The sequence below is a fragment of the Microvirga sp. BSC39 genome, assembly GCF_000739015.1.
In the GTDB taxonomy this organism is placed as follows: Bacteria; Pseudomonadota; Alphaproteobacteria; order Rhizobiales; family Beijerinckiaceae; genus Microvirga.
In genome coordinates this window covers 232,941-253,963 of record NZ_JPUG01000078.1, presented here as the reverse complement: position 1 = coordinate 253,963, position 21,023 = coordinate 232,941, and the positions used below count along the sequence as shown (strand labels likewise).

At 65.3% G+C, this 21,023-nt stretch carries 19 protein-coding genes; 11 read left to right on the top strand and 8 right to left on the bottom strand.

The window, feature by feature from the left end; genetic code table 11:
• Window positions 1–299 precede the first annotated feature (299 nt).
• The 5 genes from MA07_RS25255 to MA07_RS25235 are packed head-to-tail and all read left to right on the top strand — an operon-like array spanning window position 300 to window position 5,222.
• Window positions 300–1,181, top strand: a complete 882-nt coding sequence (locus MA07_RS25255) for a BadF/BadG/BcrA/BcrD ATPase family protein (RefSeq protein WP_036358682.1) — start codon at window positions 300–302, stop codon at window positions 1,179–1,181.
• Window positions 1,178–1,963, top strand: a complete 786-nt coding sequence (locus MA07_RS25250) for a GntR family transcriptional regulator (RefSeq protein ID WP_036358679.1) — start codon at window positions 1,178–1,180, stop codon at window positions 1,961–1,963. Before MA07_RS25255 ends, MA07_RS25250 begins: the two co-directional genes overlap by 4 nt.
• Window positions 1,953–3,008 carry an SIS domain-containing protein gene (locus tag MA07_RS25245; RefSeq protein ID WP_244445349.1) on the top strand — a complete coding sequence of 352 codons (1,056 nt, stop codon included), beginning with the start codon at window positions 1,953–1,955 and terminating at the stop codon, window positions 3,006–3,008. The genes MA07_RS25250 and MA07_RS25245 overlap by 11 nt, the downstream gene beginning before the upstream one ends.
• Window positions 3,008–4,141 carry an N-acetylglucosamine-6-phosphate deacetylase gene (nagA, locus tag MA07_RS25240; protein ID WP_036358674.1) on the top strand — a complete coding sequence of 378 codons (1,134 nt, stop codon included), beginning with the start codon at window positions 3,008–3,010 and terminating at the stop codon, window positions 4,139–4,141. The genes MA07_RS25245 and nagA overlap by 1 nt, the downstream gene beginning before the upstream one ends.
• A 13-nt stretch (window positions 4,142–4,154) precedes the next feature.
• Window positions 4,155–5,222, top strand: a complete 1,068-nt coding sequence (locus MA07_RS25235) for a Gfo/Idh/MocA family oxidoreductase (protein WP_036358671.1) — start codon at window positions 4,155–4,157, stop codon at window positions 5,220–5,222.
• Between the two features lie 4 nt (window positions 5,223–5,226).
• On the opposite strand, the gene MA07_RS28190 is transcribed toward MA07_RS25235, so the two are convergent.
• From MA07_RS28190 to MA07_RS25215, 4 genes are all read right to left on the bottom strand, one after another.
• Window positions 5,227–5,664, bottom strand: a complete 438-nt coding sequence (locus tag MA07_RS28190; protein WP_052003516.1) for a GNAT family N-acetyltransferase — start codon at window positions 5,662–5,664, stop codon at window positions 5,227–5,229.
• On the bottom strand, window positions 5,661–6,485 hold the full coding sequence (locus MA07_RS25225; RefSeq protein ID WP_036358668.1) for an ABC transporter permease: 825 nt from the start codon (window positions 6,483–6,485) through the stop codon (window positions 5,661–5,663). Before MA07_RS25225 ends, MA07_RS28190 begins: the two co-directional genes overlap by 4 nt.
• A gap of 4 nt (window positions 6,486–6,489) precedes the next feature.
• Window positions 6,490–7,437, bottom strand: a complete 948-nt coding sequence (locus MA07_RS25220) for an ABC transporter permease (protein WP_036358665.1) — start codon at window positions 7,435–7,437, stop codon at window positions 6,490–6,492.
• Window positions 7,438–7,500: 63 nt separating this feature from the next.
• A complete protein-coding gene (locus MA07_RS25215) occupies window positions 7,501–9,000 on the bottom strand; it encodes an ABC transporter substrate-binding protein (protein ID WP_036358663.1) in 1,500 nt (499 codons plus the stop codon).
• Between the two features lie 140 nt (window positions 9,001–9,140).
• On the opposite strand from MA07_RS25215, the gene MA07_RS25210 reads away from it, so the two are divergent.
• The 4 genes from MA07_RS25210 (at window position 9,141) to MA07_RS25195 (ending at window position 13,207) form a co-directional block, all read left to right on the top strand.
• On the top strand, window positions 9,141–10,238 hold the full coding sequence (locus MA07_RS25210; protein ID WP_036358661.1) for an anhydro-N-acetylmuramic acid kinase: 1,098 nt from the start codon (window positions 9,141–9,143) through the stop codon (window positions 10,236–10,238).
• Window positions 10,239–10,245: 7 nt separating this feature from the next.
• Window positions 10,246–11,265, top strand: a complete 1,020-nt coding sequence (locus tag MA07_RS25205; RefSeq protein ID WP_036358658.1) for a serine hydrolase — start codon at window positions 10,246–10,248, stop codon at window positions 11,263–11,265.
• Window positions 11,266–11,374: 109 nt separating this feature from the next.
• On the top strand, window positions 11,375–12,265 hold the full coding sequence (locus MA07_RS25200; RefSeq protein ID WP_036358655.1) for an N-acetylmuramic acid 6-phosphate etherase: 891 nt from the start codon (window positions 11,375–11,377) through the stop codon (window positions 12,263–12,265).
• 33 nt (window positions 12,266–12,298) lie between these two features.
• Window positions 12,299–13,207 carry a BadF/BadG/BcrA/BcrD ATPase family protein gene (locus MA07_RS25195; RefSeq protein WP_036358653.1) on the top strand — a complete coding sequence of 303 codons (909 nt, stop codon included), beginning with the start codon at window positions 12,299–12,301 and terminating at the stop codon, window positions 13,205–13,207.
• 38 nt (window positions 13,208–13,245) lie between these two features.
• On the opposite strand, the gene MA07_RS25190 is transcribed toward MA07_RS25195, so the two are convergent.
• Window positions 13,246–13,974: a Crp/Fnr family transcriptional regulator gene (locus tag MA07_RS25190; protein WP_036358650.1), complete on the bottom strand. Its 729-nt coding sequence runs from the start codon at window positions 13,972–13,974 to the stop codon at window positions 13,246–13,248.
• 175 nt (window positions 13,975–14,149) lie between these two features.
• Between MA07_RS25190 and MA07_RS25185 the strand changes: the two genes are divergently transcribed.
• Entirely contained in the window at window positions 14,150–15,100 is a 951-nt protein-coding gene (locus MA07_RS25185) for a sugar kinase (protein ID WP_052003515.1), read from the top strand.
• Window positions 15,101–15,172: 72 nt separating this feature from the next.
• Complete coding sequence (locus MA07_RS25180; RefSeq protein ID WP_081929163.1) at window positions 15,173–16,639, top strand: HWE histidine kinase domain-containing protein; 1,467 nt, start codon at window positions 15,173–15,175, stop codon at window positions 16,637–16,639.
• Between the two features lie 320 nt (window positions 16,640–16,959).
• Here MA07_RS25180 and MA07_RS25175 read toward each other — a convergent pair whose 3' ends face one another.
• The 3 genes from MA07_RS25175 to MA07_RS25165 all read right to left on the bottom strand — a co-directional run bounded on the left by MA07_RS25175 (window position 16,960) and on the right by MA07_RS25165 (window position 20,997).
• The gene (locus tag MA07_RS25175) at window positions 16,960–18,543 is read right to left on the bottom strand and encodes a peptide chain release factor 3 (protein WP_036358644.1); all 1,584 of its coding nucleotides are present in this window, start codon (window positions 18,541–18,543) and stop codon (window positions 16,960–16,962) included.
• Window positions 18,544–18,816: 273 nt separating this feature from the next.
• Window positions 18,817–19,932: a succinylglutamate desuccinylase/aspartoacylase family protein gene (locus tag MA07_RS25170; protein WP_036358641.1), complete on the bottom strand. Its 1,116-nt coding sequence runs from the start codon at window positions 19,930–19,932 to the stop codon at window positions 18,817–18,819.
• A gap of 66 nt (window positions 19,933–19,998) precedes the next feature.
• On the bottom strand, window positions 19,999–20,997 hold the full coding sequence (locus MA07_RS25165; protein WP_036358638.1) for a glucokinase: 999 nt from the start codon (window positions 20,995–20,997) through the stop codon (window positions 19,999–20,001).
• Between the last annotated feature and the right edge of the window lie 26 nt (window positions 20,998–21,023).

Here is a 21,023-nt window from a genome sequence, read left to right as displayed (position 1 = left end):
CCCTTTTGTTGCCCCGTGCCCATTATGTGCATTCTTGTGCTTCCCAGCAGGCAGCCATGACTGTTTCACTGGTCGATGCGTTGGACAAGTGACCTCATATTGGTATCGACAAAATTCAAAGACAACTCCCCCTCGGCCGGATCCTCTGGAAATCGCCGGCTTCCCTCCCCGCTCTCGCGAATCTGCATCCACAGGGCAGGTGCACGAGGCTCCCGGCAATGAAGCTGCCGCCCCTTCCCGAACTGGATATTAAGTGGCATTGTGCCGTCCGATTGTCCGTTCCTGAGATCCATCCGCGCATGACCGACCTCCTGTTCCTTGGCATCGATGGCGGCGGCACAAAGTGCCGGGCGCGTCTGCGCAACGCGCAGGGCGATCTGCTGGGGGAAGGAACGGGCGGCCCGTCCAACATCCGCCTCGACCCTGACGTGGTCTGGAACTCCCTTCTGACCGCATGCCGCGAAGCGCTGTCCCAGGCTGGGCTTCAGGAGAGCGACCTCGGCCGGATTCATGCCGGCATGGGTGCTGCAGGCGCGGGCCAGACAAGCGCGGTCGAGCGCCTGCTGGCACGCTCCCATCCCTTTGCATCCTTCGAGATCGAGACGGATGCCCACACCGCCTGGCTCGGCGCTTTCAACGGAGGCGACGGGGCGATTCTCATCGTCGGTACCGGCTCCTGCGGCTATGGCGGCGTGAGCGGCCAATGCCACTATGTGGGTGGCTGGGGCTATGAAGTTTCCGACGAGGGGAGTGGTGCCGCCATCGGGCGGGAACTCCTGCGCCGCTGCATATGGGCCCATGACGGACGCGCGCCTTCGACCCCGCTCTCGGATGCCGTGCTGGCCGAGTTCAAGAACGACCTTGAGACCCTGGTCGACTGGGTCGGCAAAGCCCGACCGAGCGATTACGGGCGCTATGCGCCGCTCGTCCTTGACTATGCCGAACGGCGGGACCCGCTCGCCATCGACCTTGTTGCGAATGCGGCCACGGGGTTGGGTCTGATCGCCACGCGTCTCCTCGACCTCGGCGCTCCGGCAATCTGCCTCTTCGGCGGCTTGGCCGAGCCCATACGGCCCTGGCTCCCGCCCCCGGTCCAGCGCACCATTGCGGCCCCCAAGGCCGACGCGGTCGACGGCGCGATCCTGCTCGCCCGCACGGCCCTGACAGGGAGGCCCTCATGAGCGATCAAGCCGGCGAGGCCCTGTCGCTTCTTCCGCTGAACGAGGCCAATCCCACACCCCTATACCTTCAGCTCCAGCAATCCATTGAGGAGGCGGTGCGAAAGGGCGCGCTCAAGGCCGATGCCGCGCTGCCCGGCGAGCGGGATCTCGCCAAGCAACTCGGCATTTCGCGCGTCACCGTGCGCAAGGCCATCACGGGCCTCGTGCAGAAGGGCGTGCTCGTCCAGCGCTGGGGCTCGGGCACCTTCATCGCTCAGCAGATGCGGCTGGAGCAGCCCCTGTCCCGCCTGTCGAGCTTCACGGACGACATGTCGGCCCGCGGCCTGAAATCCTCGGCCGTGATGCTGAGCCAGTCGACCGGCCAAGCCTCGACGGACGAGCTGATGGCGCTCGGTCTCTCGCCTGGAGATCTGGTGAGTCGCGTCAATCGCCTGCGCATGGCGAACGGCATTCCCATGGCGATCGAGAACGCCGTCATCCCGTCGCGCGTCCTGCCTGACCCCTCGCTCGTGAAACAATCGCTTTATGCCGTGCTGCACGAGCAGGGCTACATGCCGACCCGTGCCCTGCAGCGGCTGCACGCGGTGCTCCTGAGCGAGGAACAGGCCTCGCTCCTCGGCGTTCCGCCCCAGAGCCCAGCGCTCTACATCGAGCGCCGCTCCTTCACGGCCACCGGCGAAGTGGTCGAGTTCACCTCGTCCTATTACCGGGGCGATGCCTATGATTTCGTGGCTGAGCTGACCATCAGCCAGCCCGAACGGATGCACAATGATGACACTTGAAACGAACAGCGCTGTTTCCACCATCACGGCCATGCTGCGCGAAGCGCAGGAGGCCCCGCAGGTGGTGGCATCCCTGCTCGAGCGCAATGCGCCCCTCTGCCGGGAGCTGGGCCAGCGCCTGCGTGCCTCTCCTCCGCCTTTCGCAGTGACCTGCGCGCGCGGCAGCTCGGACAATGCGGCGACCTTCGTCAAATACCTGCTCGAGATCCATTCCGGCCTGGTGACCGCCTCCGTCGGCCCTTCGGTGACATCGGTCTACGAGGCGCGTCCGCGCATGCGCGATGCGCTGTTCCTCGCCGTGTCACAGTCGGGCCGCAGCCCGGATATTCTCAACCTCGCTCAAGCGGGACGCGATGACGGCGCGCTAACGGTCGCGCTGGTGAACGACACCACCTCGCCGCTCGCCTCCACCTGCGAGGTGGTGCTGCCGCTGCACGCGGGGCCCGAGAAGAGCGTGGCGGCCACGAAGTCCTTCATCGCGGCGCTCGCGGCGGGCCTGCAGCTCGTCGCGCATTGGTCTCAAGATCAGGATCTGCTGAACGCGCTCGACACGCTGCCGGACGTTCTCGCCAAGGCCTCCGCCGTCGATTGGTCGCCCGCGCTGCCTCTCCTGTCGGATGCCGACAACCTCTTCGTCGTCGGACGCGGCGTGGGATTTGCGGTCGCGCAGGAAGCAGCCCTCAAGCTCAAGGAAACGTCGGGCGTGCATGCGGAAGCCATGAGCGCCGCCGAGCTGATGCACGGCCCCTGGACATTGGCCGGCGACCACTTTCCAATCCTGGTGCTCAGCCAACAGGACGAGACCCTGAGCGGCGTCAACGATCTCGTGACGAAGCTGAACGAACAGGGCGTTCCCGTCGTGGTCGCGGGTGCGGCCGAGGGTCCCGCCTCGGTCATGCTGCCGCCCGTTGAGGATGTGCACCCCTATCTCGCACCGATCGCCCTCATCCAGAGCTTCTATCCCCTCGTAAACGCTGTTGCGCTGGCGCGTGGGCGAAACCCCGACAGCCCGCCGCGGCTGCGCAAGGTGACGGAGACCGTCTGATGGCCGTTGCTCTGACCGGTGCCCGCGTCTTCGACGGGTCGCACATGCTCGACGGCCGCGCTGTCGTCATCGAGAACGGCCGCATCGTCGGCGTGCCGCATGAGCAGGATCTCGGAGCCGGAATCGAGCGCCGCGCGGTGAGCGGCCTGCTCGCTCCCGGCTTCATCGACGTGCAGGTCAATGGCGGCGGCGGCGTTCTCTACAATGACGTGCGCTCTGTCGAGGGCATCGGGAAAATTGCGCAAGCTCACCGGGCCTACGGCACCACCGGCCTCCTGCCGACCTTCATCACCGACACGCGCGAGACGATGGCGGAAGCGGTTGAGGCCATGCGGCAAGCTCTGGCTTCCCGTATTCCCGGCGTTCTCGGCATCCATGTCGAAGGTCCCTTCATCAGCCCCGAGCGCAAGGGCGTGCACAATCCCGCCTTCATGCGCCCGATGGACGAGGAGGACATCGCGATCCTGACCTCGCTGAAGGAGGGCCGCACTCTGGTGACGCTCGCGCCCGAGCGCAACAGCATGGAGGCCATTGCGCGGCTCGCCTCGGCCGGCGTGCTGATCTGCGCGGGACATACCGCGAGCGACTACGCCACCGTCATGGAAGCCACACGTCATGGCTTGCGCGGCTTCACGCATCTCTTCAACGCCATGCCGCCGCTTGCCGGCCGGGATCCCGGTCCGGTGGGTGCTGCCCTCGACAGCCAGGACACGTGGTGCGGCCTCATCATCGACGGGCACCATGTGAGCGATGCATCGCTGCGGGTGGCGATTGCCGCCAAGGGCACGGAGCGGATGATGCTCGTGACCGATGCCATGTCGGTGACCGGCACGAGCCTGACGAGCTTCGAGCTCCATGGCCGCACGATCTACCGCAAGGACGGACGGCTCACCACGGAGGACGGAACGCTCGCGGGCTCCGATCTCGATATGGCAAGCGCCGTACGCAACAGCGTCGAGCGTCTGGGCCTTGCCCTGCCGGATGTGCTGCGCATGGCATCGCTTGCGCCGGCGCGTTTCCTGCGGCTCGATCATGAACTCGGCCGCATCGCGCCGGGCTATCGGGCCGACCTCGTCCTTCTCGACGAAAGCCTGCAGGTGCGGCAGACTTGGATCGGTGGTCAAAGCGAATAAGGGGAAAGCGTCGATGAGCGTGCAGCGGGTTCTGGTCGTCGGCCTCGGCAATATGGGCCTGTCCCATGCCCTCGCCTATACGCGGATCGAGGGCTACGAGATTGCAGGCCTCTGCACGCGCAACATCGACAGCATGGAGCTTCCCGAGGCTCTGCGCGGGGCTCCCCGGTTCAGCGATTTCGAGGAAGCGCTGACGGCGACAAAGCCGGACGTGGTGTCGATCAACACCTGGTCGGACACCCATGCGCCCTATGCGATCCGGGCAATGGAAGCGGGTGCGCACGTGTTCGTGGAAAAGCCCCTGGCAGATACCGTCGAGGATGCGCAGCGGGTGGTCGATACGGCCATGCGCACCGGGCGCAAGCTCGTCATCGGCTATATCCTTCGCCACCACCCGTCCTGGATCAAGTTCATCGAGATCGCCAGGACGCTCGGCACGCCGCACGTCTTCCGCATGAACCTCAATCAGCAATCGAGCGGCGCCGCCTGGGAGGCCCACAAGCGGCTGCTGCAATCCCTCTCGCCCATCGTCGATTGCGGCGTGCACTATGTCGACGTCATGTGCCAGATCACCAAGGCGAAGCCCGTGCAGGTTCACGGCGTGGGCACGCGCCTGACCGAGGACATGCCGGCCGGCATGTACAATTACGGCCATCTCCACGTGACCTTCGACGACGGCTCCGTCGGCTGGTACGAGGCCGGATGGGGCCCGATGATGAGTGAGACCGCCTATTTCGTGAAGGACGTGATCGGCCCGAAGGGCAGCGTCAGCATCGTCATGGCCGAGACGGTCGGCGACATCCGTTCCGACGACATCAACGCTCATACCAAGACAAACCAGATCCTGCTCCACCATGCGGCTCTGAAGGATGATGGAGCCTTCGCAAAGGCGGACGAGCGGATCAGCACCACGGACGAACCGGACCACGACGATCTGTGCGAGCGCGAGCAGCGGTACCTTCTGCGGGCAATCCAGGAGGATCTGGACCTGACGGATCATATGAACGATGCCGTTCGCTCCCTGCGCATCGTGCTCGCCGCCGACGAGGCGGTGCGGACAGGCCGGGTGGTGACGCTCTGAGGCGTCAGTCCTTCACATAGAAGACAAAGCTGCGGCTTTTTCCGGCGAACTCCCGGTCGTATTCCCGCTCCACGCGCCAACCATGGTGCTCATAGAAGCGACGGGCCGCATGGTTGTCGCGGAAGCACTCGAGGCTTCTCGCCCCTCGCTGCTCAGCCTCTTTCAGGAGAAGCGCGCCACCTCCCCTGCCGCTCACCGGAGGATCCATGAACAGCATGTCGATATGCCCGTCGGTCATGAGCAGGAAGCCGACAGGTCTGCCTTCCGAGGCAACCACCAGCACGCGCTCCCATGAGGAGGCGAAGCGCGTCGCAAAGAAGGTGGCGTCTCGGCCTTCGATCACATCCAGTTCCAGGATGTTCTCAAAGGCAGCCCGGTAAGACCTTTCGGCGATAGCTGCTAGGGCCGGGACATCATCCGCTCCGGCAGACCGTACGATCACGGTTGTCCTCTCAGGCGCGGATCGAGGGTGTCGCGCAGGGCGTCGCCCAGGAGATTGAAGCCGAAGGACAGGAACAGGATGGCAAAGCCAGCAAAGATCGCGCTCCAGGGCGAGAGCATGAGAAAGTTGCGGCCTTCCGACAGCATCAGGCCGAGCGACGGCGTGGGCGGCTGGGTGCCGAGACCGAGGAACGAGAGTGAGGCCTCCACAAGAATCGCGGCGGAGAGCAGCAGGGTCGTCTGAACCAGGATGACGGATGCGAGGTTCGGCAGGATGTGCATGAAGATGATGCGGGCATCCGACGCTCCGATGGCGCGGGCACCTGCCACGTACTCGCTCTCGCACAGCACCAGCGCCGGGCCGCGCAGGAGCCGGGCGAAGATCGGCGTGTAGACGACCGCAATGGCGGCGGCTGCGCTGTAGGTGTGCGGCCCCAGTACCGCGATGATGCCGATGGCGAGCAGCATCACCGGAAAGGCGAAGAGCACATCCATGATGCGCATGATGATCCGGTCGAGCCAGCCGCGGTAATAGGCGGCCACGAGACCGAGGGCCCCTCCCGCTAAGAGGGCAACGCTGACGGCGAGCAGGCAGGCGATGAGCGAGGTGCGATAGCCGTAGAGGATCCGGGTCAGCACATCGCGGCCGAGCTGGTCGGTGCCGAACCAGTTCAGCTCGGTCGGCGCGCGCAGGCGTCGCGCCACGCTCTGCGCCATCGGGTCGTAAGGTGCGAACACGGGCGCGCCGAGAGCGAGGATGATCTGGATCGCCACCAGGACGACCGCGAAGGTGAGTAGCTTGTTCTTGGCCAGACGCTGCACGGCTCTAAGCCCTCACGCGAGGATCGACGACGATGTAGAGAAGGTCGACGAGAAAGTTCACCAAGACGAAGCCTGCCGTGACCACCAGGATGGTGGCCTGGATGAGCGGGTAATTGCGCTCGGCGATGGCTCCGAGAATGAGTCGGCCGAGGCCCGGAATGGCAAAGACCTGCTCGACCACGATGGCGCCGCCGAGGAGATAGCCCGTCATGATGCCGACGCTGGTGAGGAACGGGATCAGCGCATTGCGTAAGGCATGCTTGTAGACGACTTTGCGCTCAGCCAAGCCCTTGGCACGCGCCGTGCGGACATAGTCCTGACCCAGCGCATCGAGCATGGCCGAGCGCACGAGGCGCGAGAGATTGGCGAGGATCGGCAGCGCCAGGGCGATGGCCGGCAAGGTCATCCGCTGGAGATTGCCGACAGGATCTTCCGAGAACGGCACGTAGCCGAGGGATGCGAAGCCCGGCGCCCAGCTGGCAAGCAGCAGGATCAGCACGATGCCGAGCCAGAAGGAGGGAATCGTCAGGCCGGCGATGGCTGTCACGCGCATCGTCACGTCGGCAGCACCGCCGCGCGTTTGCGCCATCAGGCAGCCGACGGGCACCGCCAGCACGGCGCCGATGAGAAGCGCAAGAAATGTGAGTTCCAGCGTCGGCCACAGGTGCAGAAGGATCTCGCCGGCCACGGGCCGGCCTGTCCACAGCGAGGTCCCGAAATCGCCGCGCAGGGCGGAGCCCGCCCAAAGCAGGTATTGCTCGACGATGGGACGGTCGAGACCGACTCGGCGGTTGAGCTCCGCCATGCGCTCAGGGGTGATCTCGGTGTTCGCCCCGAGCATGATCGCCACCGCATCGCCGGGGATCAGGCGGATCATCAGAAACACGATGATCGACACGCCGAACAGGACGATGACCAGATCGATGAGGCGCGCGAGCAGGACTCGGTTCATACAGAGGGGCTCTCAAAATACGCCCCAGCGCCACAGATGCGGCGCCGGGGCAATCGTCGGCTCTTAATAGGAAGCGTTGCGCAGGGTCAGGAGTGACCGGTTCGGCATCACGTCATAACCCTGCAGCTTGCTGTTCATGGCCGAGAACAGGGTGCCGTAGGTCAGATGCGCCACGGGGCCGGAGCAGGCGAGCTTCTGCTGCACCTTGTCGTAGGCCGTCTTGCGCGCTGCCTGGTCCTGCTGGCTGCGCGCCTGGTCGAGCAGGCCGTCGATCTCCGCATCCGAGTACTTGAACACGTTGGTCGAGCCGCCGGTGCGGAAGGTGCGGTAGAAATACTCGTCCGGATCCGGCTGGCCGGCATTGATCGAGGCGAACATGTCGAAATTGCTGTTGCGCCAGTCCTGGATGAATTGGCCCTGCTCCTGGTTGACCAGCTCGACCTTGAAGCCCGCCTTGTTCAGCTGCTCCTGCACCACCTGGGCGATGTCCTTCACGTCCTGGCGCGGCAGGACCTTCAGGGTGACGGCCACCGGTGTCGCGACGCCCGCCTCCTTCAGGAGCGCCTGGGCTTTCGCCGGATCGGGCTTGTAGCAAGCGAACTGGTTGACGTTAAGCGCCCAGGATTTCAGGGCCGGCGAGAGCGGACCACCCGGAACGCCGGCGCCGAAGAGGGCTGCGTCCACGATCTCCTGCCGGTTGATGGCGTAGTTCACCGCCTCGCGCACCTTCGCGTTGTCGAAGGGCGGCTTCGACACGTTCATGCCGATGAGCGTGTAGGCGAGGTCCATGGTCTCGGCGAGCTTCACGTTCGGCTTGCCCTTGAGCTGCAGGGCTGTGGCCGCATCGATGTTGGGCAGGAGAGCGTATTGTCCGTTGCTCAGGCCCACCTGACGGGTGGCCGATTCAGGCACGATGTTGAACTTGAGCCCGGCGAGCTTTGGCAGGCTCTTCTCCCAATAGGCGTCGTTCTTGGTGAGCAGGATGAAGCCGTTGGGCTGCCACTCCTGGAACTTGAACGGACCCGTGCCGACCGGCGCCTTCTGCAGGGCGTCCTTGTTCGCCTCCATGGCGCTCGGCACGATGGCAATGGTCGCGAGCGACGACAGAAGCGCAGCGGACGGTTCCTTGAGCTTCAGCTCGACGGTCTGGGGATCGACCGCATTGGCGCTTTCCACCGCAGCGAGACGGCTCGCCAGGGGCGAGGCGATGTCCTTGCTCTGCACGCGCTTGATGGAGGCCACCACATCCTCTGCGTTCATGTCGGAGCCGTCGTGGAATTTCACGCCTGAGCGCAGCTTGAACGTATAGGTCTTGCCGTCCGGCGCGACGGTCCAGGATTCGGCCAGCCCCGGGACGGTCTTGAGATCCTTGTCGATGGCCGTGAGGCCCTCATAGATGTTGCCGTTCACCACCATGAAGCTCGGGAACGCGGTGATGAGATGCGGATCGAGCCCCGTCGGGCCGGCATCCGCGCCGATTTCCAGAACCTGAGCCGAGGCGGAGGCGATTGCCGCCACCATGAAACCTGCGCCGATTGCGCCGCGCAGAGCTGACCTGACCATCCGTCTATTCCTCCCTTGGAAGCCGCAGAACGATTTATAGGTCATCGTGGCGGACCTGTCATGGTCCAATATCATACCACTCTGGACCGGCTCCTCGGCTGTGCTATGGTCGCGACAGATAGACAAGGCCGGAGAAACAGATGTCGGATCGTTCCATCGTCAAAGCCATCGGGGTGATCAGCGGCACATCGATGGACGGGATCGACGTCTCCATCGTCGAGACGGACGGCGACACGGTGGTGAGGCCGGGGCCCGGACGCACCTTCTCCTATCCGGATGATTTGAGGAAAACCCTTCAGGCCTTGATTGCCGAGCCGGCGCGGGCGCAGAGCGAACCGCTGGAGGATCTCGAGCAGGCCGTGACGGAGGCTCATATCGGAGCTGTCCGGCGCTTCATGGAGGAGACCGGGATCAGCGCCGCGGAGGTGAAGCTCATCGGATTCCATGGTCAGACCGTCTACCACCGGCCGGAGGTCCGCTTCACGCGCCAGCTCGGTCTTGGCGCGAAAGTCGCCGAGGCACTCGGCATCGATACGGTTGATCGCTTCCGTCATGCGGATGTTGCGTCTGGCGGCGAAGGGGCACCCTTCGTTCCCCTTTACCATCGTGCGCTCGCCAGCGACCTCGCGCAGCCGGTCATGATCCTCAATCTCGGCGGCGTCGGGAACGTCACTTATATCGACGGCGACGTGGTGATCGCCTTCGACACCGGACCGGCGAGCGCGCTGCTCGACGATTTCGTGCTGCGCCGCCGGGGCCTGAACTTTGACGAGAACGGGCAGCTCGCCGCCTCCGGCACGGTCGACGGGACACTCGTCTCCGCGTTCATGCAGAACCCGTTCTTTGACCGGCCCGCACCGAAATCTCTCGACCGCCAGGATTTTCATGCCCGCGCCAAAGGCGTTGAAGCGCTCTCGGACGAGGACGGCGCGGCGACCCTGGCTGAGCTCACGATTCAATCCGTCATCGCAGCCCTGCGCCATGTGCCGCGTGCACCACAGCGCTGGCTGGTGACCGGCGGCGGGCGGCGCAACGCTCATTTCATGACGCGCCTGCATGAGGAACTCAGTGTTGCTGTCGATCCGGTGGAAGCCGTGGGCTGGGACGGCGATTTCATCGAGGCGCAGGCGTTCGGCTATCTCGCCGTGCGGTCGACCCTCGGCCTGCCTTTGAGCCTGCCGACCACAACCGGCGTGCCGCAGCCGATGCCCGGCGGTGAACTGCACCGCGCTGCGTGAGACAGCCATGGCGCTGATGGATCTGATCAAGGAGGCCTTCGCGCCCGCTGCCGCTTCGATCCGGAGCGGCAACATTCCCGGCGCGGTTCTCGGGCTGGTCACGACGGATGGCGAGCGTGCCGTGCAATGGGCCGGTTACGCGCAGATCGAGCCGGAGCGCGAAGATGTTTCCCGTGAAATATGGTTCGATCTCGCCTCGCTCACGAAGGTGATCTTCACGACCACACGCGTTCTGCAATTGGTCGAAAAAGGCCGGATCGCCCTCGACGATCCGTTGGTCAAGGTCATCCCGGATCTGCGCCAGTACGACATGAACGCAGCCGAGCGGCGGCTCACCTTTCGCCAGTGCCTCGCGCACCAGACACATCTGCCGGCGGTGGAACCGCTCTACACCTATGGCCAGGATCCGAACACCCTGCGCGCCTTCATCCTGCAGCGCGTCTGGCAGCCCGGGCCGCCGGTGTATTCCGACATCAACTACATGCTGCTCGGCATCGCCATCGAGCGCGTCACCGGACAGGCGCTGATCGATCAGCCGCTTCCCGAACGCTTCTCGTTCCGGCCGGATCCGAAGCTCTGTGCCGCAACCGAAAAGGACACGTGGCGCGGGCGCGTGATCCGCGGTGAGGTGCATGACGAGAACGCCTTTGCGCTCGGCGGCGCCTCAGGCCATGCGGGCCTCTTCGGCACCATCGACGGCGTGCTCGACTTCGCCCGCTCGCTCCTCGACAGCACGGGACTGTCGCCAGCCTCCATCAAGGCCATTCGTACGCGGGAATCCGAGAAGCGAACCGTAGGCTGGGAAGGTTCCTATCCCGGCTGGCACGGCGGCGATTCCTGCTCGCCCGACACCATCGGCCACACCGGCTTCACCGGCACCGGCCTGTGGATCGATTTCGAACGTGGGCTGGCCTGGTCGCTCCTCACCAACCGGGTCCATCCGAGCCGGCACAAGGACAGCGGAATCCTTCCCCTCCGCCGTGCAACGGGCGAGCAGGTGATCGCGTTGTTCGACCGACAGTCGTGACTTCAAGGATGCCAACAGAAAAGTTGATGGCTAGGGCCTGTCAGGCCTCTCCAGGCGATTGTTGCGGATCTCAACTGGTCCTATATTGGTCTGGAAGAAAGTTGGCATAATGGCGACAGAACATTTCAGTACCCGCTACCAAGACCTCGACACCTGGCCGAGCCTCGATGTGCTCTCGGCGTTTCTTGAGGGACAGCTCTCCGCCGTTGCGGCCGTCAGGCCTGCTCTCCCGGCGATTGCTTCCGCAGCGGAAGAGGCCGTGCCGCGCCTGCGCCGTGGCGGGCGCCTCGTCTATGCGGGTGCCGGCACCTCGGGCCGCATCGGCGTTCAGGATGGGACGGAGCTTCCGCCGACCTTCAACTGGCCCGACGACCGTATCGTCTACCTGATCGCCGGCGGCGAAGGCGCCATCATGCAGGCGGTCGAGAATGCCGAGGACTCGGTCGAGGACGGCATCGCGGGCATCCGCGACAACACCATCGGACCCGACGATGTGGTGATCGGCGTGGCGGCCAGCGGCCGGACGCCGTTCACCATCGCGGCCCTCAAGGAAGCAGCCGCGCGAGGCGCCCAGACCATCGGCATTTCCAACAACCCCGACACGCCGCTGCTCGAGGTCTGCTCCCATCCGATCCTGGCCGACACGGGCGAGGAGGTGGTGGCGGGCTCGACGCGCATGAAGGCCGGCACCGCCCAGAAGGTGATTCTCAACCTGCTCTCCACCCTGATCATGGTCAGGATGGACCGGGTCTATCGCGGCCTCATGGTGAACATGCGCGCGACGAACGCCAAGCTGCGCCGCCGCAGCGAGATCATGGTCATGCAGATCACCGATTGCGACGAGGCAACGGCGACGGACGCCATCTTGGAGGCCGGCGGCGACCTGAAGACGGCCGTTCTCATCGCGATGGGCGGCAACCCAACCGATGCGCAAGCCGCTCTCGAGCGCCACGATGGCAATCTGCGCAAAGCCCTGGCGGATCTCGCCAAGACGTCCTAACAAAGCTGACACGGACAAGAAGGCAGCGGGCGCATGGGGCTGGGGCTGGGCATCGATGCGGGCGGAACCGCCACGCGCTGGCGGCTGGCGGATACACAAGGCCGATGCGTCGCCGAGGGCTCCGTTGCGCCTCTGACCGGCCATCTCTTCTCCGCCGCTGCGGAAGAGCGCGCCCGGCAGATCGTCCTCGATATGGCTCAAGCCGTTCTGAAGACCGGCAAGCCGCTGGGCATCATCGCGGGCATCACCGGGCTCACCCGTGAGACTCCGGCCGAGGTCACCATGCGGGCGATGTTCGCGGAGACGTTCGAGCTGACGCCCGACAAGGTCTTCGTCGCGGAGGACATGTGGATCGCCTACCTGGCCTATTTCGCCCTTGGCGAAGGCATCCTGGTCTATAGCGGCACCGGCTCCATCGGCTATTATCTGTCCGAGGACAAGCAGGTGATCCGGGTCGGCGGGCGCGGCAACCTCATCGACGATGGCGGCTCCGGCTTCTGGATCGCCCGCGAGGCGCTCAAGGCCGTCCTGCGCGTGGAGGAGGAAAGCCCCGGCACGGGCTGGACCTCGACGCTCGGCACCTGCCTGGCCCGGGCGCTCGGGGGCACCGACTGGAACACCGTCCGCTCCTACGTCTATGGCGGCGACCGCGGCAAGATCGGGTCGCTGGCCCGCGCCGTGGGCGAGGCGGCCTATGCGGACGACGGCACGGCCCTTCGCATCCTCAGAGAAGCCGGCGAGGAACTGGCGCGCTTGGCCAATGCTCTGATCAAGCGCCTCGGTCCCCGGCCGGTTGCTCTGGTGGGCGGCAGCGCACGCCTCCACCCGATCGTCTCAAGCGCCTTTCGCAAGGGGCTTGTTGCTCCCGTCGAGTTCATCGCGACCGATCTGGACGCAGCCCTGACGGCGGCCCGCTTGGCCGCGACGCTCAACAGGGTGTGACGGACCCCGACTCATGGGTGTCGATGGAGAGGTCGAGCCTACCGGTCGCGTTTATGCCCGCCGACTTGGTGGAGGTAGTTTGGATTGTAATCCGAGAATTCGAAAAGCCGGTCCACGTCGTTCACGATGAGACGCTTGCCCCTGCTCGTAATGAGGCCCTGCGCCCGAAGGTCTTGCAGGGTGCGATTCACATGAACGGTGGACAGGCCCATCGTGTCGCCCAACTCCTCTTGGGTGAGGGGCAGTTCGAAGCTGTCGTCGTCCGTGAGGCCCACGGCCTTGGACCGCAGCAGCATCTCGCAAATGAAATGGGCCAGCCGCTTGTCGGCGGAGCGATGCGCCATGTTGACCAGCCACTCGCGCAGGATTGCTTCGTCCACAAGGGTGGACCACCAGATCGCACGGCCGAGTTGTCCGTCCCGGCGCATGATCTCGTCCATCTTCTGGCGCGGGATGAAAGCCACCCTGCAGGTTGAGAGCGCCCCGATGGAATGGTCCATCTGGTTGAGCAGGGTCACATGGATGTCGCAGAGGTCCCCGGGAATGAGGTAGGCCAGGATGGCGCGATCGCCGTTCGGGATCATCTTGTAGCGGGCCGCCCACCCGTCGAGGATCAGGTGAACGTCATTCGGCTCGTCATCCTCGGTGATGATGTCCTGACGAGGGCCGATCACCTTCACGTCACGGGCGGCATCCTCGAGCACTTGCCTGTCCTCGTCCGACAGTTTGGCGAATTGTTCCAGCTTCTGGATGAGCGGCTTGACCACGGGTTCGTCTTTCCTTCACCCCTGCTACGTTATGCGCGGGGGGGGGGGGGGGACTTTCAAGCAAGCGGTAATTTCGATGGGGGGCTTGATCGCCCCATCAAATCTCTACGGCTTGCCTATTCATGCCCGCTCGTCCAAGACTTTGGCGGCGAATCCAGCGAAACGATGTTTAGCGATGCATGCTCTCTTTGTCGGACAGACCTATATCGACGTGACCTTCCTGGCGGACGAGTTGCCGACTGGGGACGAGAAGACCGTGGCCCGGGATTATGCGATCTCGTTCGGCGGCAATGCGGTCACGGCGGCCTTCGCCTGCGCCAAGCTGGGACTGCCACCGGACCTGCTCACATCGATTGCCGATGACTGGCTCGGCCGCATGTTCATCGACATGGCGGCGAAATACGGCATCTCGGTCCATCACCGGAAGGTTCACGAATCCTCCCTGTCCTTCATCATGCCCCGCGGCGGCAAGCGCGCCATCGTGCGCTGCCGCGACGACCATTACCTGCATCCTGTCCCGCCCCTGAACCTGCAGGGCTGCCGGGCGCTGCATCTCGACGGCCACCAGGCCGATGCGGCCATGCACTATGCCAAGGCCTGCCGCGAGGCCGGGATCCTCACCTCGCTGGATGGCGGGGGCCTGCGCTCCAACACCCACGAGCTCCTGGAATTCATCGATGTGGCCATCGTGGCCGAGCGCCTGTGCGAGCAGATGGACCTGAGTCCGGCCGGTATGCTGGGCTATCTGAAGAGCCGCGGCTGCAGGATCGGCGGCGTAACCCTGGGCGAGCGCGGCCTCGTCTGGTACGACGAGACCGGCCAGGAAGGTGTCCTGCCCGCCCTCGACGTTCCGGGCGACAAGGTGGTGGACACCAACGGCGCCGGCGACATCTTCCACGGCGCCTATGTCTATTCCGCCATGGCCCGGCCCGACCTGCCCTGGCGCGAGCACTTCATCTTCGCCCGAGGCGCCTCGTCCCATGCCATCCAGCACCTCGGCAACGAGGCGAGCCTGCCGACGATCGCTGACATCGCACAGGTGCAGACGCAGTTTCCGGAGAAGGCTGCGTCCAGGGCCTTGCTGGATGCCTCGGATATGGCTGGACAAAGCAAGCTGACTGCCTAGAACAATATTGCAACCCACGATCATTGTGGCATTGACGCCTCTCGTTCATGTGCCTTCGTAAAGGATGTCCGCGTGAGTCCCTCTCAACCCTGGGCCTATGGACTGGATGAGATTCGCCTCCAGGGGGGAGCGGAGGGGTTCAGCCGGGAGGCTTTGTCCGAGCTTCTCGAGAATGTGCCGCTGGCCATCGCCGTGACCCTTGGGGCGGACCAGCAATTCGCCTTTGCGAACCGCCTGTTCCGGTCGGCCCTGGCTATCCCCGACGAGGACATCGTCGGCCGGACCGTGCCCGAGGTCATGGGGGAACGATACACCCCTGAGCTCTGGGCCTTGCGCGAGAAGGTGTTCCAGATCGGCGAATCGCAGGAGCTGAAGGATCATCCCCTCGTCCTTACCCCCGGCATCACCACCTACTGGGACATCAAGTTTCTGCCTGTCCGCGATGGGGGCGATCAGATCAGCGGCATCCTGGCTCTGGCCGCCCATGTGACGGAGCGGGTCAGGGCCCGCGGCGAAGCCGAGATCAAGGCCCGGGAGGTCGCGCTCCACAACGAGCGTCTGGCGCTCGCCGTCGAGGCGACGGAGATGGGACTGTGGGAATGGAACGCCCAGACCGGCGAGACCTTCTGGTCGGACCGGCAGAAGGACATCTTCGGCCTGCCGAAGGATCAGCCCGCATCTTACGAGTTCTGGTACTCGGCCATTCATCCTGAGGATCGCGAGCAAGTGGTGAGCAGCGTCGGGTCCTTGAGCGATCCCCGCTCGGGAGGGCAGATCCAGGTCGAGCACCGGGTCGTCCGCCCCGACGGGGAAGTCCGCTGGATCCTCAGCCGCGGGCGCATGCTCTACGAGATCGTCAACGGCGAACTGAAGCCTGCCCGGGTTCTCGGAACGATCATCGACATCACGGAGCGCCGCAGGAACGAAGAAGTTCGGCAGCTCCTGGTGCAGGAGCTCAACCACCGGGTCAAGAATCTCTTCGCCATGACGAGCGGCATGATTGCTCTCACGGCACGGACGGCGGAGTCGCCGAAGCAGATGGCAGCGGCCTTGCGGGGACGCATCGACGCCCTGGCCCGGGCGCATGAGCTGATCCGCCCGGCCATCACCGGCAGCGAGCCGACCGATGGTGAGACCTCGGTCGACGGGATCGTGCAGGCCATCCTGGCCCCGCACATCAGCCAGGGCTCCCCCTCCCCGATGACGCTCGAAGGGCCGCCGGTGCGGATCGGCCCGAAGGCCGCGACGATCCTGACCCTGGTGCTCCACGAGCTTGCCACCAACGCGTTGAAATACGGGGCTCTCTCCGTTCCCGAGGGCCACCTGAGGATCAGCTGGGTGCGCGGTGTGACGCTGACGCTCACATGGCAGGAGGAGAACGGGCCGGCGATCCAGAGCGTGCCGGGCACGGAAGGGTTCGGCTCAAAGCTCGTGCGCCGGAGCGTAACGGACCAGCTCGGCGGCGCCATCGCGTATGACTGGCGCGCGGAAGGCCTGCAGGTGCGCATCGACCTGCCGCTGAATCAGTTGGAAGCCTGATCCGGAAATGTCATTCCCGGCCGGAGATGGCAAAGCCATCGCAGGGGAAGGGAATCCATTGTTCGGTGCTTGATCGCGGATCCCTTTCCCTCACTGTCATTCCGGGGCGGCCCATGGCCGAGCCCGGAATCCATAAACACGACGTCTCAAGGGAGGGTGAGCAGCGTCACACCTCATCCTGCACTGTTAGTGGTTATGGATTCCGGGCTCCGCTGCGCGGCCCCGGAATGACAGTGAGTGCTACGCCCATCATGTTATGGTCATCCCCGGCACAAGGCCGGTGATGACAGGAGTTTCAATCCCAGAAGGACGCTCGCGCTTTACGCCGCCTTCTTCTGGTAATCCTTCACGTCCGAGAACTGGATCGCCTTGTAGCGATCCACCTCATATTGAAGGTTGAACTGGTTCGGCGCCATGAACACGGGTGCGTCGTCGAGATCGCGCGCCATGGACGACAGGTGGCTCTCGATGAACTTGTCGAGCTCCCGCGGGTCGTCCGCCGTGATCCAGCGGCAGATGGAGAAGCGCGTCGGCTCGTAATCGATCGGCAGGCCGTATTCGGCAGCCAGGCGCTCCTTCAGCACGTCGAGCTGCAGCGCGCCGACAACGCCCACGATCGCCCCGGAACCGTCCTGCGGCACGAAGAGCTGAACGACGCCTTCCTCGGCCATCTGCTGCAGGGCCTCGCGCAGCTTCTTGGCCTTCATGGCGTCCTGCAGCTTGATGCGGCGCAGGATTTCCGGCGCGAAGCTCGGCACGCCGCGGAAGACGATGTCCTCGCCCTCGGTGAGCGTATCGCCGATGCGCAGCGTCCCGTGGTTCGGGATGCCCACCACGTCGCCGGCCCAGGCCTCGTCCGCGATCGCGCGATCCTGCGCGAAGAAGAATTGCGGCGAGTTCAGGCTCATGGGCTTGCCCGTGCGCACGAGCTTCGCCTTCATGCCGCGCTGAAGCTTGCCTGAGCAGATGCGCATGAACGCGATGCGGTCGCGGTGGTTGGGATCCATGTTGGCCTGGATCTTGAACACGAACCCCGACATTTTGGGCTCACTCGCCTCGACAAGGCGCTTGTCGGCCTCCTGGCCGCGCGGCGGCGGCGCGTAGGCGGCCAGCGCGTCGATGAGATCGCGCACGCCGAAATTGCGCAGGGCCGAGCCGAAGAACACGGGCGTGAGGTGCCCTTCGCGGAAGGCCTCCAGGTCGAAGGGCTTGCAGGCCTCCTGCGCCAGCATGACCTCCTCCTGCCACGCATCCTTCTCTTCCGGCGGCAGCAGGCTGATGAGGTTCGGATCGTCAGGCCCTGAGACCTCCGTCGGCTCCTCGTCCGTGTCGATGCGGCGGACCATGTTGCGGCGCAGGTCGAAGGTGCCGGCAAAGCTCCTGCCTTGGCTGATCGGCCATGTGACGGGAGCGGTATCCAGCGCCAGCGTCTTCTCGATCTCGTCGAGGAGGTCGAAGGGGCTGCGCGCCTCGCGGTCCATCTTATTGATGAAGGTCACGATCGGGATGTCGCGCATGCGGCACACCTCGAACAGCTTGCGGGTGCGCGCCTCGATGCCCTTGGCCGCGTCGATCACCATGATGGCGGAATCGACCGCGGTGAGCGTGCGGTAGGTGTCCTCCGAGAAGTCCTCGTGCCCCGGCGTGTCGAGCAGGTTGAAGACGCAGTCGCCGTACTCGAAGGTCATGACCGAGGTCACCACCGAGATGCCGCGCTCCTTTTCGATGCCCATCCAGTCGGACCGGGTCGAGACGCGGTTCTTCTTGGCCTTCACCTCGCCGGCAAGCTGGATCGCGCCCCCGAACAGCAGCAGCTTCTCGGTGAGCGTGGTCTTGCCCGCGTCCGGGTGGGAGATGATCGCAAAGGTTCGGCGGCGGCCCACAGGGGCCGGAAGATCGGTCATGGTTTTCAAAAATTCTCTGGGATCGACATGGGGGACAGAACGCCGCAGCGCCCTGCCCTTTCGCTGGGCTCTTCTCACCCCATATGGGGGTTTCCCGTCAACAACGAAAGGAGGTGATCTAGTGTCTCATTGTCATACCCTACGTTCCCCGGTTGCCGCGACCTGGATCTTGGCCTCTGCTGAGATTTGTGCGTAACGCACCTTTAAGGGCGGCTCTTCGGGGCCGTGGAACCGACAATGGAAAGGCCGCCCCTCGGGGCGGCCTTTCTTGTTTCAGGCGCTGAGCAGCTTGCCCGTGCGCCGTGCTTCGATGCCGGCCACCTTTGCGAGGCGCATGCCCTTCGTGGCGAAGCGCTGGGCGATCCGGGCGAACATCACGCCGTCGCAGGGCGCCTTGGCCTCGGCCAGAGCACCCGTCAGCGGGTCGATGACATCGGCGATCACGTCGCCCTCCCTCACCCGGTCCCCTATGTTCGCCTTGAAGACCAGGATGCCGTAGGCCGGAGCCTGGACCGGCTCGGAGGCTGCCAGCGGCGTGGCCTGGCACAGTGCCTCCGGCACCTGCGGAGCCTCACCGGCGATGGCACCGCGCAGGATCAGATAATCGACGATGGCGGCCGCATCAGCCCGGCCCGTCTCGTGGCTCACGTCCCGCTCGCCCCGGAACTCCAGGGTCGTGGAGTGGCAGCCGAAGGGGATCGGGTGATCCGGGAAGCGGTCGGCCAGCTCCGCCCAGGGGCGGCTGCAGGCCTCGTCGAACGGTTCGTCGCCCGACACATCCGCCAGCAGATAGGCATGGGCGCCGATCAGCCCGGAGAGCGGCGCGAACGCCTCCTCCGAGCGGGTGTGCGTATAGAGATGCACGACGGCTTCCGAGTCGCAGTGCATGTCGAGGACGATGTCGGCACCTTGCGCGAGGCCCAGCAGGGCCTTCTTCATCACCTCGGCCGGGTTGGCAGGCTCCCAGGCCTCGAGCTCGGCCTGCAGGGCCTCGCGGATCAGCCGCACATTTGCGTCCCCGTCGCCCGTCAGCTTGCCGTCGATGCGATCAGCGACCTTCGGCACGAGGTCGGGATAGCCGCGGTTGAAGTTGATGCCGTCCGAGAGATTGAAGCGGCCGATATGATCTCCCAGCACCCTTTGCGCCAGGCCGATGGGATTGGCCGAGGGCACGAGCACGATCTCGCCCGTGATCCGGCCCTCGTTCTCGAGGGCGACGAGGCGCTCGCGCAGGTGGTGGGCGGCGATCATGCCGGGGATCTCGTCCGCATGGAGCGAGGCCTGGACATAGATGCGCGGGCGGGCGCCTTGCCCGCCGAAGCGCTGGACCGTGAGGGAGAGGTCGGCTCCGGGAGCCAGCGGAGCAAGGGCGATCTGTTCTGTTCTCATCACCAATCAGCTGGTTGAAGCGCCGGCGGCCCCATGGGCCGTTCGGCGCGTTTGCGGCAGGCTCTTTCAGGTAGCCTTCCACCCCTGCGATGGAAAGACGAAGCGGTCGGGATTCGTCACGATGGCGGCCAAGCCCTGCAGGGCCGGTTCTGGGTTGGTGATCGCATAGACCGGCACCTTCCTGGCCCAGGCATCGTGCGGCGCCTTGCGGTCAAAGGCCTCGCGGAAACCGCCGGCCTGGAGGATGTCGACCATCCGGGGCGCGATGCCGCCCGCGATGAAGACGCCGCCGGAGGACTCGAAGGTCAGCGCGAGGTCTCCGGCGAAGCGCCCGAGGAAGCGCGCGAACAGGTCCAGCGCATCCTTCGCCAGAGGGTCGCCCTCGCGGGCTGCGGCCAGGACGTCGTTGGGCATCGTGAAGGGGCAGTCCACGCATCGATGGGCGGCCAGCGCCTTGGCGATGCGGAAGAGGCCGGGACCGGAGAGCACGACCTCTCCTGAGACGCGCCCGCCGACCCGCTCCAGATGCGGCCAGAGGGCGGTTTCCTCGTCATCCGTCGGGCCGAACTCCATGTGACCGGCCTCGGTCGCCAGGATGGCGAAGCGGTCCTCCACCGGGACCAGGGCGCCCGCGCCCAGTCCCGTGCCCGGCCCCAGCACCACCCGCGCGCCGGACCTGGCCTGCGGGAAGCTCCCAAGGGCCGCGAGATCGCCCTTGGCTTCATCGAGCACCGTCACCGAGGCTGCGACCGGCGTGTAGTCGTTGACGAGGGTCACGCGCTCGAGATTCAGCGCCCGTCCGATGGCCTCGGCATCGATCAGCCAGTGGGCGTTGGTGAGGCGAATGGCGGGCGCATCCACCCGGGTGGCGACAGCGATGATGGCCGACCGCGGGGCTGCGCCCGTGTAGGCCTCGAGCGCGATCCTGATCGCCCCGACCGGATCCGGCGTCTGGGCCGTCAGGGCACGCGGCAGGAGCTGAACCGGCTCGCCGGGGGCAGGCAGAACGGCGAAGCGGGCATTGGTGCCGCCGATATCGCCGAGCAGAACGGGAAATGCGAACATCGAATCCTATCGTCCTTTGTTGCCTT

Coding starts and splice junctions, on each gene's coding strand:
- MA07_RS25255 (WP_036358682.1), top strand. CDS start 300: ATGACCGACCTCCTGTTCCTTGGCATCGATGGCGGCGGCACAAAGTGC.
- MA07_RS25250 (WP_036358679.1), top strand. CDS start 1,178: ATGAGCGATCAAGCCGGCGAGGCCCTGTCGCTTCTTCCGCTGAACGAG.
- MA07_RS25245 (WP_244445349.1), top strand. CDS start 1,953: ATGACACTTGAAACGAACAGCGCTGTTTCCACCATCACGGCCATGCTG.
- nagA (WP_036358674.1), top strand. CDS start 3,008: ATGGCCGTTGCTCTGACCGGTGCCCGCGTCTTCGACGGGTCGCACATG.
- MA07_RS25235 (WP_036358671.1), top strand. CDS start 4,155: ATGAGCGTGCAGCGGGTTCTGGTCGTCGGCCTCGGCAATATGGGCCTG.
- MA07_RS25220 (WP_036358665.1), bottom strand. CDS start 7,437: ATGAACCGAGTCCTGCTCGCGCGCCTCATCGATCTGGTCATCGTCCTG.
- MA07_RS25215 (WP_036358663.1), bottom strand. CDS start 9,000: ATGGTCAGGTCAGCTCTGCGCGGCGCAATCGGCGCAGGTTTCATGGTG.
- MA07_RS25210 (WP_036358661.1), top strand. CDS start 9,141: ATGTCGGATCGTTCCATCGTCAAAGCCATCGGGGTGATCAGCGGCACA.
- MA07_RS25205 (WP_036358658.1), top strand. CDS start 10,246: ATGGCGCTGATGGATCTGATCAAGGAGGCCTTCGCGCCCGCTGCCGCT.
- MA07_RS25200 (WP_036358655.1), top strand. CDS start 11,375: ATGGCGACAGAACATTTCAGTACCCGCTACCAAGACCTCGACACCTGG.
- MA07_RS25195 (WP_036358653.1), top strand. CDS start 12,299: ATGGGGCTGGGGCTGGGCATCGATGCGGGCGGAACCGCCACGCGCTGG.
- MA07_RS25185 (WP_052003515.1), top strand. CDS start 14,150: ATGCATGCTCTCTTTGTCGGACAGACCTATATCGACGTGACCTTCCTG.
- MA07_RS25175 (WP_036358644.1), bottom strand. CDS start 18,543: ATGACCGATCTTCCGGCCCCTGTGGGCCGCCGCCGAACCTTTGCGATC.
- MA07_RS25170 (WP_036358641.1), bottom strand. CDS start 19,932: ATGAGAACAGAACAGATCGCCCTTGCTCCGCTGGCTCCCGGAGCCGAC.
- MA07_RS25165 (WP_036358638.1), bottom strand. CDS start 20,997: ATGTTCGCATTTCCCGTTCTGCTCGGCGATATCGGCGGCACCAATGCC.